Consider the following 13704-nt stretch of genomic DNA (forward strand, 5'->3'; position numbering starts at 1 on the left):
AACATGGGAACGGCGACGCAGTAGCGTCCGACTGGCCAAAGATGACGGGCGTGGTGCCTTGAGTTCAGGCACGATGTAACGGCGTTTCCAAAACGATTGCTGCGCTGGCGATAGATCGATTTCGGACCGTCGAGATTATCGCGTTCGCAAGCAGTTGGTATCCGATCGACACTGAAACTGCGACGCATAGCTGGGTCGCCTGAGAAAACCCGCGATGATGCATAACTGCGAACGCTATCCAATGGAAAAGGTATAGCGGGTAAGAGGCATCTCCGAGAAGCATAGTCACATAGCCGACCCGCCCCTTAAGCGTGACCTGCGGAAGGTAGATAGCACCGAGGACGACTGCAGCGGCCGGAAGGCCGACCATTAGCCACCGGCGGGTGTCTTCTAAGTCATGTGTTGTTTGAGTGAGACCGACCACGCCGACCGCAAGCATTGCCGCGGCCACTGTACGCGGGACTGGGACCTTGCGAACGTAGAGCGCGCCCAGCGCCATGCCCCAAACGAATTCGACTAGGATTCCGCGGTATATCACATTGGAGAACTGGCCTTGCGGAAGCCATGTGGGAAAGAAAGAATTGAGAACCACGCCAGAGCATAGCGCCATCGCAACGAGAGGAAGCGCGATTGTCTGCCTGAACCTGAGCGCGAGCGCGAACAGAAGGTAGAACAGCATCTCAAGCATAAGCGTCCAGCCGGGCGGCAGAACTGTCTGATCACCATAGACCGGAAGAAAAAATAGACTTGAAATTAGGCGCGGCAGAAAGTCGGGCGAAAAGGAATGGTGCCAGAGAAGGTTTCCGGCCACGTAAACAAAGGTTGCCAGCCAATACAGCGGGACAATCCGCTTGATGCGTCGACAGAGAAACGTTGCCGCCCCGCCGTCCGCTCCGAAAAGGGGCTGTGACGACACAACCATAATAAACCCGGATATGACGAAAAACACGTCAACGCCGGATTGGCCAAAGACAAAGCCTGGCGTGTCACCGTTCAAAAGCCCGACGTGAAGCACAGCAACGCCAAGCGCGGCCGAAAACCGCAGCAATTGGATGTTTGCTATCAAAGATCGCCCCCAACCCGCTACGTTGGAGCATAGGCCACGACCTGACCGCGTGAGGTTGCCTCCCGGCAACACTCACAGATAATCAGAGGCCAGGCTGGTGCCAGGCAACCGCCAATCGGATCGATCCGCCACACGATATTCTCATTGAGGCCGCCCCTGATTGAGGCCGCTGATCAGATAAAGCGAGTAATTTGGAAGCATCGGTACCGCTCGCACAGGCGACGACGGTGATCCAAAAGACCGAAAGTGAGATCGCGCGCTCTCGCTGACCCTGGGAAATTTACGGGTGGTTCACCAGCTTGCGCCCTTCGACCACAATCGGCTCCTCGAAAGGCCCGCCCCAGCCCTTGATCATTGCGTGTTGCGATACCCCATGATGGCGAGCTGCGGGTTACCCCGTTCGAAATCTGGTCGGACGTCGGCGCCACGTCCACCACAGCCGTGGCAGACGAACCGCGGCTCGAGGTCCGAGAGCCTGACGCTGTCATGCCAGCGGTCAGCTTCAAGGGCGACGTGATGGCCGCAGTGGCAATAGACCAGGACGCCGCGCACGCCCATCTCGCGCATCTCGCCGAAGGTGATCTTGCGCGGTCGACCGTCGGCATGCGTCGGCGTGTGGCGTCTGGCGGGGCGAGGCATGCCGCCATCGAACCGCGGCGCCGGCGAAAGTCAAATTATCGATTACTGGGGGCTCGGCGGGCGCGCGAGCTACTGCGCGTCGCTTGGGGGATAAGGTCGCGCTCAAGGGCTGCCACCGTGGCAGCCAGATTCGCCGCAGGGTCCAGGAGACCTTCGCGTGCCTTTGGATGCCCGGGTCGACGGCCCAATTCCCCGCCACCCGGAGCATGGACCGGTATTGTTGAAGGCGTCGAGTGGGTTCATGTGTGGGTAGAAAACCTAGATGCCCACAAAACCTCAGTAAAATCGCTCGATTGAGCGGACTCCGTCTCCGCCAGCCGAGCTGTCTGCGCCGGTCTCAATCATCCCCACCATCGATAAAGAGCCTTCGCAGCGCGCCTCGAGCGTTGCCGCGACCATGTCTGCGCCTGGTGGAGAGTCGCGGGAAGACCTGTGTGCCTTCTCCTTGAGTCTCCTTCTGATTCCACGATTCGTGCGCGTCAAAGCCTGTTCAGGCCGGAGTTCCGTCCACAGTGCCTCAGGTGGGGAATTTTGACGGCAAACGGAACCGCCCTAGAAACATAAGTAAAAACAATATGTTGCGAGGGCGCTTCGATCACATCTGCGTGTTATTTGTGCAACACCCTTCGGAAAACAAACGTCATGGGCTCGCTACAGAGCGTTCTCTTGTTGTGTGTGCAAAGACGTTCGGTAATTGTGACTGAGCGACGGAGGGGGGCATCCCGAGGTCGTCCCGTTTTAGGTGGTTCGCTTAAGTCCCTCGCGTTCAGCGGGTGTGTCCGAAGGCGCGAAGCGACTAAGCGGTAAGTTAAGGGACAAGGGAACCAACCTTAGGGTGTCGTCACCCAGCGGATCCGGAACCTTCCCTATAGAGCAAACTTGGAGGTTTAACATGAAGTTGGTTAAGAGCCTTTTGCTCGGTTCAGCGGCAGGTCTGATTGCCGTTGGCGGAGCGCAGGCAGCCGATCTCCCCGTGAAGGCCAAAGCGGTCGAATACGTGAAGATCTGCTCCCTGTACGGTGCCGGATTCTACTACATCCCGGGCACTGACACTTGCATCAAGCTGGGTGGTTACCTGCGTGCTGAAGTCGCGGTCAACGCGACCGATTTCAACGGTAACTTCAGCAGCGTTAACGGTTCCGCGAACCGTCTGACGAACTACTACGTCACTCGTGCCCGTGAAGACTTCAACGTCGACACGCGCACCGCGACCGAATACGGCGTGGTTCGTACCTTCGCCGACGTGGTGTTCTCGTGGACGACGGATAACTACACGGGCAACGGCACCGGCAACGGCTCCACCGTTTACTCGCAGCTCGGCAGCACGGGCGTTGGCGCACCCAACAATGCCACCTCAGGCGCAATCGCCGGCGGTACGCTCGGCGTGTACTACGCCTTCATCCAGTTCGCGGGCTTCACGATGGGTAAAGCTGTTGCCCAGTTCGACGCCCCCTGGACCAACTATCCGGGTAACAACTTCGACGGTCTGACCGGCGGCGGCGGCACGGTCACTGGTGTGAACCAGTTCACCTATACTGCCGACTTCGGTCAGGGCATCACTGCCGCGATTTCGGCGGTGGATCCGACGGCCTACTATCAGAGCAACCTGTACAACACCAGCGCCGGCGTTTCGGTCGCGAATTTTGGTACCGGCGGCTACGGCATCAATGCCTTCGGCGGCACGCGGGCTCCTGACATCCAGGGTATGGTCCGTATTGATCAGGCTTGGGGTCTGTTCCAGTTGTCTGCCGCGGCGCATAACAACCACGTAGCGTACTACGCGACTCCGGGGCTTGTCGGAACCGAAGCAGCCGGTCATCCGGGCGACAAGTGGGGTTGGGCTGTCCAGGCGGCCTTGTCCATCAAGAACATTCCGACTGGTGCGGGCGACGTGATCAACGTCCAGGCGGTCTACACCGATGGTGCGACCCGCTACAACTTCCAGAGCTTGGCTTCGCAGAACTATGCAATGTTCGGCGGTACCAACCTGGCTGGTGCCTATCAGAGCATTGGCCTTGCCGGTGCGGCTGACGGTGTGTTCGCCAACGGAACCGGTATCAACACGGTTACGAGCTGGGGTATGCGCGGCGCCTACACCCACAACTGGGATGCTTACTGGAACACCGCGATCTACGGTTCGTACGCTCAGCTGACGTACAGCAACGGTGGTGCGGCTCTCATTTGCGGCCAACTCGCTACGTTGGGTGCCGCCACTGCGGGTATCACCTCTTGCAACCCGAACTTCAACCTCGGCACGATCGGTCTGATCACCCGCTGGACGCCGGTGAAGAACCTGACCTTCTCGGCGGACGTGGCTTACACCATGCTCGACCAGAAGTTCGCGGGCACGATCAGCACGCTCGCTGCTGGCCCTGCGGCAGTTGTCGCAAAGCCGGGTGCTGTGTACGAGCTGAAGGATCAGAACACGGTCAGCCTGCTGCTCCGCGCTCAGCGCAACTGGTAAGTTCGGTCTAACGACCTGACAGAGAGCCCCGGCGGGAAACCGCCGGGGCTTTTCTTTTGGTGCATGGGCTCGCGAGCCAGCCAGGGTCGGCCGGGCCGGCGCGTCGCTTCCGCGATCGGTCGCTCGCTACGCCTCGGGTCACGGCCGTTGCACAAGAGTCGGCGACTGCTCTGCACGCCATCTCCGGCCGGCGCGCATCTGGTCCCCCGTCGCTTCACTGACACAGCCAGCGAACGATCTCGCCGATTGATCTCGCGGCGGAGGCGAGGGCTTCCCTTCGTTCCGCCACACTCGAAATCGAACGGTTCCGAACTGGCGGATGAGTCCCAGAACTCACGAGGTCGGCGGGCCAATTTCAAGCTACTCAGGCTTGGGCTTCTGGACCCTTGATCTGGATCAATCCGGAGAAGAGCCGCTCCGTTTCTGTACGTCTCACCGTCCGTCAAAGGCCCCACTTTCGAAAGACGCATATCAAGCCAATCGACTCTTCGGGCGGTGTCACGAATCTAGCAACGCAGGCCGCTGATGCACGCGCCCGGGGGGGCGTCATGAATCTGGCTGATACGAAATCGTTGTCTGGCTCCGGACAATGGTCTGAGCATCCAGCAGGTGAGGGGATGCTTTATGTGCCGGGCGGCACGTTTCGCATGGGCTCGGATCGGCATTACCCGGAGGAAGCGCCGGTCCATCGCGTTGCCGTTGACGGATTCGGGATGGATCGCACGCCGGTCACCAACCGCCAATTCCGCCAATTCGTGAACGCGACCGGTTACGTCACTGTCGCCGAAATTACGCCTGATGCGAAGGACTATCCGGGCGCTCTGCCGCACATGCTCAAGGCCGGCTCGCTGGTCTTCACGCCGCCCAAGCGAGCCCTAGATTTGCGCAACTGGGCGCAATGGTGGACGTTCATATTCGGCGCCAACTGGCGCCGACCCTATGGTCCGCGCAGCAACATCAGCGGGCTCGACGACCACCCCGTCGTCCACGTCGCCTACCGCGACGTCGAAGCCTATGCCAAATGGGCCGGCAAGCAATTGCCCACCGAGGCCGAATGGGAATTCGCCGCTCGCGGCGGACTGGACGGCGCGGAATTCGCCTGGGGGTGACGAGCAATTCCCCGGCGGCAGGCATATGGCAAACACCTGGCAGGGCAATTTCCCGCACCAGAATCTTGCGGCTGATGGCTTCGAACGCACTTCGCCCGTCGCCGCATTCCCGGCCAACGGTTACGGCCTGCACGACATGATCGGCAATGTCTGGGAATGGACGGCGGATTGGTATTCGCAGAAGCACGAAGCCGACGCCGCAAAAGTCTGCTGCATCCCCAAAAATCCTCGCGGTGGGCCCGAGGGCGCGAGCTACGATTCTTGTCAGCCGACCCTCAGGATTCCGCGCAAGGTGCTTAAAGGCGGCTCGCATCTTTGCGCTCCCAACTACTGCCGCCGCTATCGTCCGGCCGCGCGTCATGCCGAGCCGATCGACACCTCAGCAAGCCATGTCGGCTTCAGGTGCATCATCAGGAAGAGGATCAGATCATGAGTAACGATAGGATTCCGGAAAGGCCTGAGATGAGCACGGGACCAATCGGCGGAGGACTGAAACGCCGCGATCTCTTGTTGAGTGGTAGTTCTCTCGTTGCCGCTTCGGCGCTCTCGGCCGTCGGATTGACGAGCCCGGCACAAGCGCAGCAGCCGGCACCTGCGCCAGCAGCGGCCGGCCAGCGGCCAAACATCGTCTTCATCATGGGGGACGATATCGGCTGGTTCAATATCGGCGCCTACCACCAGGGCATCATGGCAAGCCGGACCCCGAACCTCGACAAGCTCGCCGCGGAAGGCATGCGCTTCACCGACTACTATGCCGAGGCCAGCTGCACGGCAGGCCGCGCCAACTTCATCACCGGAGAACTGCCGATCCGCACCGGGCTTACCACGGTCGGTCAGGCGGGCTCCCCGATCGGCATGCCGGCGCAGGCGCCGACGATCGCGACCGCGCTCAAATCCATGGGGTACACCACGGGGCAGTTCGGCAAGAACCACCTCGGCGACCTCAACGAGTTCCTGCCGACCATGCACGGCTTCGACGAGTTCTTCGGCTATCTGTATCACCTCGACGCCATGGAAGACCCGGCCCACCGCAACTACCCGCAAGCGCTATTGGCCACCGTCGGTCCGCGCAACATGGTTCATTCATGGGCGACCAACGTCGACGATCCGACAGTGCAGACGCGCTGGGGCAAGATCGGCAAACAAAAGATCGAGGACTCCGGACCGCTTTATCCAAAGCGGATGGAGACGGTGGATGACGAGATTCTGCAAACCGCCTTCGCCTTCATCGACAAGGCGAAGCAGGACAACAAGCCGTTCTTCGTCTGGCTCAATCCCACGCGTATGCACGTCGTCACCCATCTTTCGGAAAAATACGAGAACATGCGCAACTCGGAAAACGGCTGGTCGGTTTCTGAGGGCGGGTTCGCCCAGCTCGACGATATCGTCGGCGCCATGATGAAGAAGCTCAAGGATGAAGGCTTCGACAACAACACGATCCTCGCGTTCACAACCGACAACGGCGCGGAGAACTTTACCTGGCCCGATGGCGGCCAGACGCCGTTCGCGGGCGGCAAGGGAACAGCCCTGGAAGGCGGCTTCCGTGTGCCCTGCATGATCCGCTGGCCGGGCAAGGTGCCGGCTGGAAAGGTCGAAAACGGCATTATCTCCGGGCTCGACTGGTTCCCGACCTTCGTCGCCGCCGCCGGCAATCCGAATATCGCGGAAGAGCTGCGGAAGGGAAAGCAACTCGGCGACAAGACCTACAAGGTCTACCTCGACGGGTACAACCAGATGGACCTGATTACCGGAAAAGGCCCGTCTGCCCGCCACTCGATCTTCTATTTCACGGAGGGCACACTGAGCGCGGTGCGCATCGACGACTTCAAGTATCGCTTCATCGATCAGCCTGGTGGCTGGTTGGGCGCAACGGTGAAGGTTGATTTTCCGATAATCACCAATCTTCGGCTTGATCCGTTCGAACGCACGAACCTGCCCGCCGGCGACAAGGGATCATTATGGTTCTTCAACTGGTATGCGTACGAGTTCTGGCGCGGCGTGTATGTGCAGCAGGAGGTCGGCAAGCTCGCTCAGACGGCGATCGAGTTCCCACCGATGCAGAAGGGCGCGAGCTTCAACCTGGAAGCGGTCAAGGAGCAGATCGAGAAGGCCATGCAGTCGCACGCTGGCAAGTAGGATTGCGGTGACGGGCGCCCCAAGCCCGGGAGTGGTGCGAGCTGCCGGTCTGGCCAGCGACATCGGCAGCTCTCGGCGCGCTCCGGGAGTGGGATGGCTCGCCTTGAGGGGCGGGTCAGAGCTTGAGAATATTCCTCGAAGGCTCGAGCCGGACGATGGCGCATGTCCGGCGCTCGCCGCCGATGCTCTCGGCAGCGAATCGAGAGTAGGGCTCTCTCTATTCCACGCTGCCGGCGCCGCGGCGCAGGTCAGCCTCGATCTGCAACCGTGTGCCGCCGCCAAAGCGGGCGCGGTAGACCTGAAGATTCTCCATGATCCGCTGCACGTAGTTGCGCGTCTCGGAGAACGGAATCAGCTCGACCCAGTCGACCGCGTCGACCTTGGGATCGCGCGGGTCGCCGTAGCGGTCGACCCATTTCTTCACGCTGCCGCGGCCGGCATTGTAGGCGGCAAAGGTCATGATGTAGGAGCCGCGGTAGTCCTCGAGCAGTCCGCCGAGCTCGGCCGAGCCGAGCGTGGCGTTGTAGACCGAATCGTTCTTCAGCCGCCCCAGGTCGTAGGTCGCGCCGTGCCGCTTGCAGACGTAACGCGCGGCATCCGGCGTCACCTGCATCAGGCCGTAAGCCTGCGCCGGCGAGACCACGGAGGGGTTGAACGCGCTTTCCTGCCGCGCGATCGCATAGACGATGCTGCGCTCGACCTCGGGGCCGATCGGCGTGAACTGCGGAATGCCGTTGACGGGATAGGCGTAGAAGTCGAAGGGGAGGCCGCGGTTGAGCGCAGCCTTGCCGAGCAGCAGCATGCCGCGCGCGTCGCTGTGGCGCTGGGTGAGCTCGCCGAGGCCCGCGAGCGCCTCCGGATCGCCGTTCTCGCCCATGTCGGCGAGAACAGGTATCGCCATCTCCCGCTCGTCGAGCTCGTAGAGCAGGTGCGCGGCGCGCACGATCTCCAGCCGTTCGGCGCCGCGGCCGCGCGGCTGGCTGTTGAGCTCGATCTGCGGCAGGCCGAGTTTTGCGCGCGCAAGCTGGCCGTAATAGCTGGTGGATTGCTCGGCCGCCCGCGCGTAGGCGTTGCGCGCCTCCTGCTGGCGGCCCGCCGCTTCCGCCGCGCGGCCCTGCCAATAGCCGGCGCGCGCCAGCGTGGTCGGATTGACGCTGCCGACGCCGATGCGGGCGAAATGCTGGGTGGCGGCCGCGGGATCGTTGAGGAAGCGCAGCGCGATCCAGCCCGCGGTGAATTCCTGCTCGGTCTTGTAGATGTCGCGCGAGGGCAGGGCCGCGTCGCGCGCGATCAGATAGGCGCTGCGGAATTCCTCGGTGTCGATCATCTTGCGCGCCAGCAGGCGCCGCTCGATCCACCATTCGTCGAGATTGTAGAGCCGGTTCGGATCCTTCGGCGCCGACAGCATCAGCTGGGCGGCTTCGGCAAACTTCTCCTCGCGACGCAAGAGCTGGATCTTGCTGAAGATGAAGCCGGGATCGTTGTGCAGCTCGCGCGGCACGGCGTCGAGCAGCGCGCGCGCGTTCGGCGCTTTCTTGACGGCGGCGATGCGGGCCTTGGCCAGCGCGACATAGCCGGCGCCGAGGCGCTTCGCGGCGCGGAGCGCGGCTTCGTTCTCGCTGCCATAGAGCAGGGTGTCCATCCGCGCCTTCTGGTCGCCCGGCGTCAGCAGGGCGCCGAACTGGTCGAGCGCGTTGTTCTCGGTCTCCTCCGACATCGGATCACTGCGCCAGGCCTCGCGCACCAGCCGCTCGGCATTGGCGCGGTCGCCGCGCGCCAGCATCGCCTTGGCGAGCGTGAAGCGGCCCTTGGCGGACACAGGCGATTCATTCTCGAACCACGACCAGGCGACCGAATCGTCGCGCCTGTCGTCCCACATCGCGGCCTCGAGGCGCCGGCGCAGGAAGGTCTGTGACGGCCAGCTCGGATTGGCGGAGAGGAAGGCGCGATAGCGTTCCACGGTCGCGCCATTGTCCTCGCTGCGCAGGACGATCCATTCGGCGAGCTTTCGTGCGACCGGATCCGAGATCGAGGCAGCGTAATTGGTGGCGTCGGCCGCCTTGCGCTTGCGCACGAGCTCGATGACGTTCTCGAGCGTGTCCTTGTCGGCTTGCGACGTCGAGGAAGTCGCAGCGACCGCGGCCGGCGTGACTGGCTTGCGCGGCGCGGCGTGCTGGCGGGTCGCCGGCGCAAGCACGGGAGCCGCGACGGGTTTGGCGACGGGCGCCGGGGAAGCAGGTCTCACGGTGGCCGTCACGGCCGGGGCGGGTGCGGGTTTGGGGGGCGAGCCGTTGGCGGCCGGCTGTGATTTTGGCGCGGCGGCTGCGGGCTTGGGCTTGTCCTTGGCGGGTTCCTTGGCGGGTTCCTTGCCGGCGTTCTTGCCAGCATCCTTGGCGGCGTCCTTGCCAGGTTTCTTCGCGGCATCCTTGGGCGCGGCGGGAGCTGCTCCCTTGCTCGCGCCCTTCGGTGCTTCCTTGCCGGTTCCCTTCGCTGGTTGCTTCGGTGTTTCCTTGGCTGTTTCCTTGGCTGATCCCTTCGCGGCGTCCTTGGCCGCCGGCTTCGGGGTGTCCTTGGCCCCGTCCGCGGTCGTCTCATTGGACTTGGCCAGGGCGGCGCAGCCGACCGACAGCCCCGCCATGAGGCAGACGGCCAGGGCGGTGGATCGCCATGCGGAACGAGGGAAGGAGGTCACGGCGTTTGGTCGCCCCGAATCAGTCAGTTGGCTCAAGACCTAGCTGTATTCGCTTGAATATGCGGACAAAATACCAACAGCTGCTTACCTTTGCCCAGTTTGCACCACCACCGCGGCAAAATCGCGGCCTAAACGGTGCGTCACACGGAAGCGGGTCTTTTACCGGCGGGATAGACCCGATATGAATGCAGCTTGCTCAAGAGATAGCCGCGTACGGAGGAAGTCCATGGCAGCCAAGACGAAATTCCGGGGATCGTTCACCGCCTTGGTCACGCCGTTCAAGAACGGCTCGCTGGACGAGGCGGCGTTCCGCTCGCTGGTCAACTGGCAGATCTCGGAGGGCACCAACGGCCTGGTCCCGGTCGGCACCACCGGCGAGAGCCCGACGCTCAGCCATGACGAGCACAAGAAGGTCGTCGAATGGTGCATCGCTGAAGCCAAGGGGCGCGTGCCCGTGGTCGCGGGTGCCGGCTCCAATTCGACGAAGGAGGCGATCGAGCTCGCGCAGCACGCCGAGAAGGCGGGCGCGGACGCCGTGCTGGTCGTGACGCCCTATTACAACAAGCCGACCCAGGAAGGGATGTACCAGCACTTCAAGGCGATCAACGATGCGATCGGCATCCCGATCATCATCTACAACATTCCGCCGCGCTCGGTGATCGACATGTCGGTCGACACCATGAAGCGGCTGTGGGAGCTGAAGAACATCGCCGGCGTCAAGGACGCCACCGCCAGCATGGTCCGCGTCTCGCAGCAGCGCGCGGCGATGGGCGAGGATTTCAACCAGCTCTCCGGCGAGGACGCGACCATCCTCGGCTACATGGCGCATGGCGGCCACGGCTGCATCTCGGTGACCTCGAACGTCGCGCCGCGCCTGTGCTCGGAATTCCAGGCTGCCTGGGCGAAGGGCGACACCAAGGCGGCGCTCGCAATCCACGACAAGCTGATGCCGCTGCACAACAACCTCTTCATCGAGAGCAATCCGGCGCCGATCAAGTACGCGATGTCGCTGCTCGGTAAGCTGGACGAGACGCTGCGTCTGCCGATGGTTCCGGTCACCGAGCCGACGCGCGTTGCCGTGCGCAACGCGATGGTTCATGCTGGGCTGATCAATTGATTTAGCCAACCGGGGGGCCGTTCATGAGCGTCGACGAGAAGGGCAGGAAGATGCTCACGGAGTTTCGCGAATTTGCCATGAAGGGCAACGTCGTCGATCTCGCGGTCGGCGTCATCATCGGCGCGGCCTTCGGCGCCATCGTCACGTCGCTGGTCGGTGACATCATCATGCCGATCATCGGCGCCGCGACCGGCGGCCTCGACTTCTCGAACTACTTCGCCCCCTTGTCGAAGGCGGTGACCGCCACCAACTTAGCGGATGCGAAAAAGCAAGGTGCAGTGCTCGCTTACGGCAGCTTCCTGACGCTGACGATCAACTTCATCATCGTCGCCTTCGTGTTATTCTTGGTGATCCGCGCCATGAACACGCTGAAGCGCAAGGAGGAGGCGGCGCCTGCGGCTCCGGCAAAACCGTCGGCCGAGGTCGAGCTGCTGACCGAGATCCGCGATCTCCTCAAGAAGTGACGCGCGCGCTTCATCCGAGCTGTTAGCTTACGCGCGTATCTCGATCAGGTTTGTTGTCCGGGTTTTTTAGGTCATGGCCGATAAGAACGAACGTCCTATCAAGGTCATGGCGGAAAATCGCAAGGCCCGCTTCAACTATGCGATCGAAGACACGATCGAGGCGGGCATTGCGCTCACCGGCACCGAGGTCAAATCGATCCGCAACGGCAAGAGCACGATCGCGGAGTCCTACGCCGATTCCAAGGACGGCGAGATCTGGCTGATCAACGCCACCATTCCCGAATATCTCCAGGGCAACCGCTTCAATCACGAACCCAAGCGGCCGCGAAAACTGCTTCTGCACCGCAAGCAGATCAACAAGCTGATGGGCGCGGTCGACCGCGAAGGCATGACGCTGATCCCGCTCAAGCTCTATTTCAACGAGCGTGGGCGGGCCAAGCTGCAGCTGGCGGTTGCAAAGGGCAAGAAGCTGCACGACAAGCGCGAGTCCGAGAAGAAGCGCGATTGGAGTCGGGAGAAGGGTCGGCTGTTGCGGGCGAGGGGATAGCGGCAAGAGGACGGGATGACTCAGAAGAACCTGCTCGAGGTCGATTGGAGCCAGATTCCCGCACCCGCCGACGACGGCGGCGCAGCGCATCTCAAGGGCACGACGCTGCCGGCGATCAGCCTGCTTGCCACCGACGATACGTCCGTGAATCTGTCAGCGCTCTCCGGCCGGACCGTGGTGTTCGCCTATCCGCGCACCGGCGAGCCCGGCAAGATCGGGCTGGTCGACGATTGGGACATGATCCCTGGCGCGCGCGGTTGCACGCCGCAGACTTGCGCGTTTCGTGATCTGTTTGCCGAGCTGAAAGCCGCCGGCACCGCCCAGGTGTACGGCCTCTCGACCCAGAGCAACGCATACCAGACCGAGATGGCGTCGCGGCTGCACCTGCCGTTCCCGGTGCTGTCGGACGAGAAGCTGGCGCTGACGCGCGCCCTCAATCTACCGACCATGGAGGTCGCTGGCCTCACCTTGATCAAGCGGCTTGCGCTGATCATCGACGATGCCGAGGTCACGCATGTGTTCTATCCGGTGTTTCCGCCCGACCGGAACGCCGGCGATGTGCTGGACTGGCTGAAGGCCAATCCAGCCGAGCCCTAGTCCAGGTCGGCCTTCACCTTCGCGAACACGCTGCGGAACATGTCCGTCGTCAGCACGCCGGTGTTCGTGTTGTAGCGCGAGCAATGATAGCTGTCGTAGAGCCTGAATGCGCCGGCCTGATGCACGGCGCCGTGGCCGAAGGGAGCTTGCGAGGCCTTCAGGTTCAGCGGCTTGAGCACCGTGTCGTGCGCAATCCGTCCGAGCGCGACGATGGCGCGCAGCTTCGGCATCGTCGCGAGGGTAGCCCCGAGGAACTGGCGGCAGGTGTTGATCTCGACCGGCAGCGGCTTGTTCTGCGGCGGAACGCAATGCACGGCATTGGCGATCCGGCAGTCGACCAGCTTCAGGCCGTCGTCGGGCCGCGCCTGATAGGTGCCCTTGGCGAAGCCGTATTCGAGCAGCGTGGCGTAGAGCAGGTCGCCGGCATAGTCGCCGGTGAAGGGGCGGCCGGTGCGGTTGGCGCCCTGCATGCCTGGCGCCAGGCCGACGATGAGCAGGCGCGCCTTGATGTCGCCGAAGGGGGGGACCGGGGCGTTGTGCCACAACGGCTCGCGCGCGCGGTTCGCCTCGCGAAAGGCGACCAGGCGCGGACAAAGCGGACAGTCGCGGTCGGGAACGAGGGTGAGAGGCTGGCGGCTTGACCGGGCCGCCTCACTCCTCGAAGTCGTCATCGCCCCTCGGCGCCATCGTGGTCGCGCGCTGGAGGAACTGCGGGGCGTGATGGCGTCCCTCGCCACGCTCGCCGCGGTCACGCGGGGCGGGGCGTTCGGACGGGTCGCGGCCGAGCTTGGATTGCAGCTCGACGAGGTCGGTGAAGACGTCGGCCTGGCGGCGCAACTCGTCGGCGATCATCGGCGGCTGGCTTGCGATGGT

The 13704-nt window shown here is 62.9% G+C and carries 10 protein-coding genes and 2 pseudogenes; 7 read left to right on the forward strand and 5 right to left on the reverse strand.

Annotated elements, in window-relative coordinates:
* Nucleotides 1-64: 64 nt before the first annotated feature.
* The gene (locus AC5ZFO_RS10560) at nt 65-1066 is read right to left on the reverse strand and encodes an acyltransferase family protein (protein ID WP_496122044.1); all 1002 of its coding nucleotides are present in this window, start codon (nt 1064-1066) and stop codon (nt 65-67) included.
* A 351-nt stretch (nt 1067-1417) separates the two neighbouring features.
* Nucleotides 1418-1705 (reverse strand): hypothetical protein, encoded by a 288-nt coding sequence (locus AC5ZFO_RS10565; RefSeq protein WP_496122045.1) that lies wholly within the window; start codon nt 1703-1705, stop codon nt 1418-1420.
* 892 nt (nt 1706-2597) lie between these two features.
* On the opposite strand from AC5ZFO_RS10565, the gene AC5ZFO_RS10570 reads away from it, so the two are divergent.
* From AC5ZFO_RS10570 to AC5ZFO_RS10580, 3 genes and pseudogenes are all read left to right on the forward strand, one after another.
* On the forward strand, nt 2598-4169 hold the full coding sequence (locus AC5ZFO_RS10570; RefSeq protein WP_282520899.1) for a porin: 1572 nt from the start codon (nt 2598-2600) through the stop codon (nt 4167-4169).
* Nucleotides 4170-4786: 617 nt separating this feature from the next.
* Nucleotides 4787-5711 (forward strand): annotated as a pseudogene (locus AC5ZFO_RS10575) (formylglycine-generating enzyme family protein).
* Between the two features lie 29 nt (nt 5712-5740).
* Entirely contained in the window at nt 5741-7414 is a 1674-nt protein-coding gene (locus AC5ZFO_RS10580) for an arylsulfatase (protein WP_496122046.1), read from the forward strand.
* A 217-nt stretch (nt 7415-7631) separates the two neighbouring features.
* On the opposite strand, the gene AC5ZFO_RS10585 is transcribed toward AC5ZFO_RS10580, so the two are convergent.
* Nucleotides 7632-10052, reverse strand: coding sequence for a lytic transglycosylase domain-containing protein (locus AC5ZFO_RS10585; protein WP_282520896.1), 2421 nt, complete (start codon nt 10050-10052; stop codon nt 7632-7634).
* Between the two features lie 280 nt (nt 10053-10332).
* On the opposite strand from AC5ZFO_RS10585, the gene dapA reads away from it, so the two are divergent.
* The 4 genes from dapA to AC5ZFO_RS10605 all read left to right on the forward strand — a co-directional run bounded on the left by dapA (nt 10333) and on the right by AC5ZFO_RS10605 (nt 12831).
* On the forward strand, nt 10333-11223 hold the full coding sequence (dapA, locus tag AC5ZFO_RS10590; protein WP_282520895.1) for a 4-hydroxy-tetrahydrodipicolinate synthase: 891 nt from the start codon (nt 10333-10335) through the stop codon (nt 11221-11223).
* Nucleotides 11224-11273: 50 nt separating this feature from the next.
* Nucleotides 11274-11687 (forward strand): large conductance mechanosensitive channel protein MscL, encoded by a 414-nt coding sequence (gene mscL, locus AC5ZFO_RS10595; protein WP_404979781.1) that lies wholly within the window; start codon nt 11274-11276, stop codon nt 11685-11687.
* A gap of 73 nt (nt 11688-11760) precedes the next feature.
* A complete protein-coding gene (gene smpB, locus AC5ZFO_RS10600) occupies nt 11761-12234 on the forward strand; it encodes an SsrA-binding protein SmpB (protein ID WP_008133025.1) in 474 nt (157 codons plus the stop codon).
* Nucleotides 12235-12249: 15 nt separating this feature from the next.
* Nucleotides 12250-12831, forward strand: coding sequence for a peroxiredoxin (locus tag AC5ZFO_RS10605; protein ID WP_282520893.1), 582 nt, complete (start codon nt 12250-12252; stop codon nt 12829-12831).
* Here AC5ZFO_RS10605 and AC5ZFO_RS10610 read toward each other — a convergent pair.
* On the reverse strand, nt 12828-13502 hold the full coding sequence (locus AC5ZFO_RS10610) for a uracil-DNA glycosylase (RefSeq protein ID WP_085399881.1): 675 nt from the start codon (nt 13500-13502) through the stop codon (nt 12828-12830). The two genes, AC5ZFO_RS10605 and AC5ZFO_RS10610, sit on opposite strands and share 4 nt — an antisense overlap.
* Nucleotides 13483-13704 (reverse strand): annotated as a pseudogene (locus tag AC5ZFO_RS10615) (LabA-like NYN domain-containing protein); the annotation flags it as partial. The pseudogene AC5ZFO_RS10615 and the gene AC5ZFO_RS10610, both read right to left, overlap by 20 nt.

This window comes from Bradyrhizobium sp. Unk1 (genome assembly GCF_059512345.1).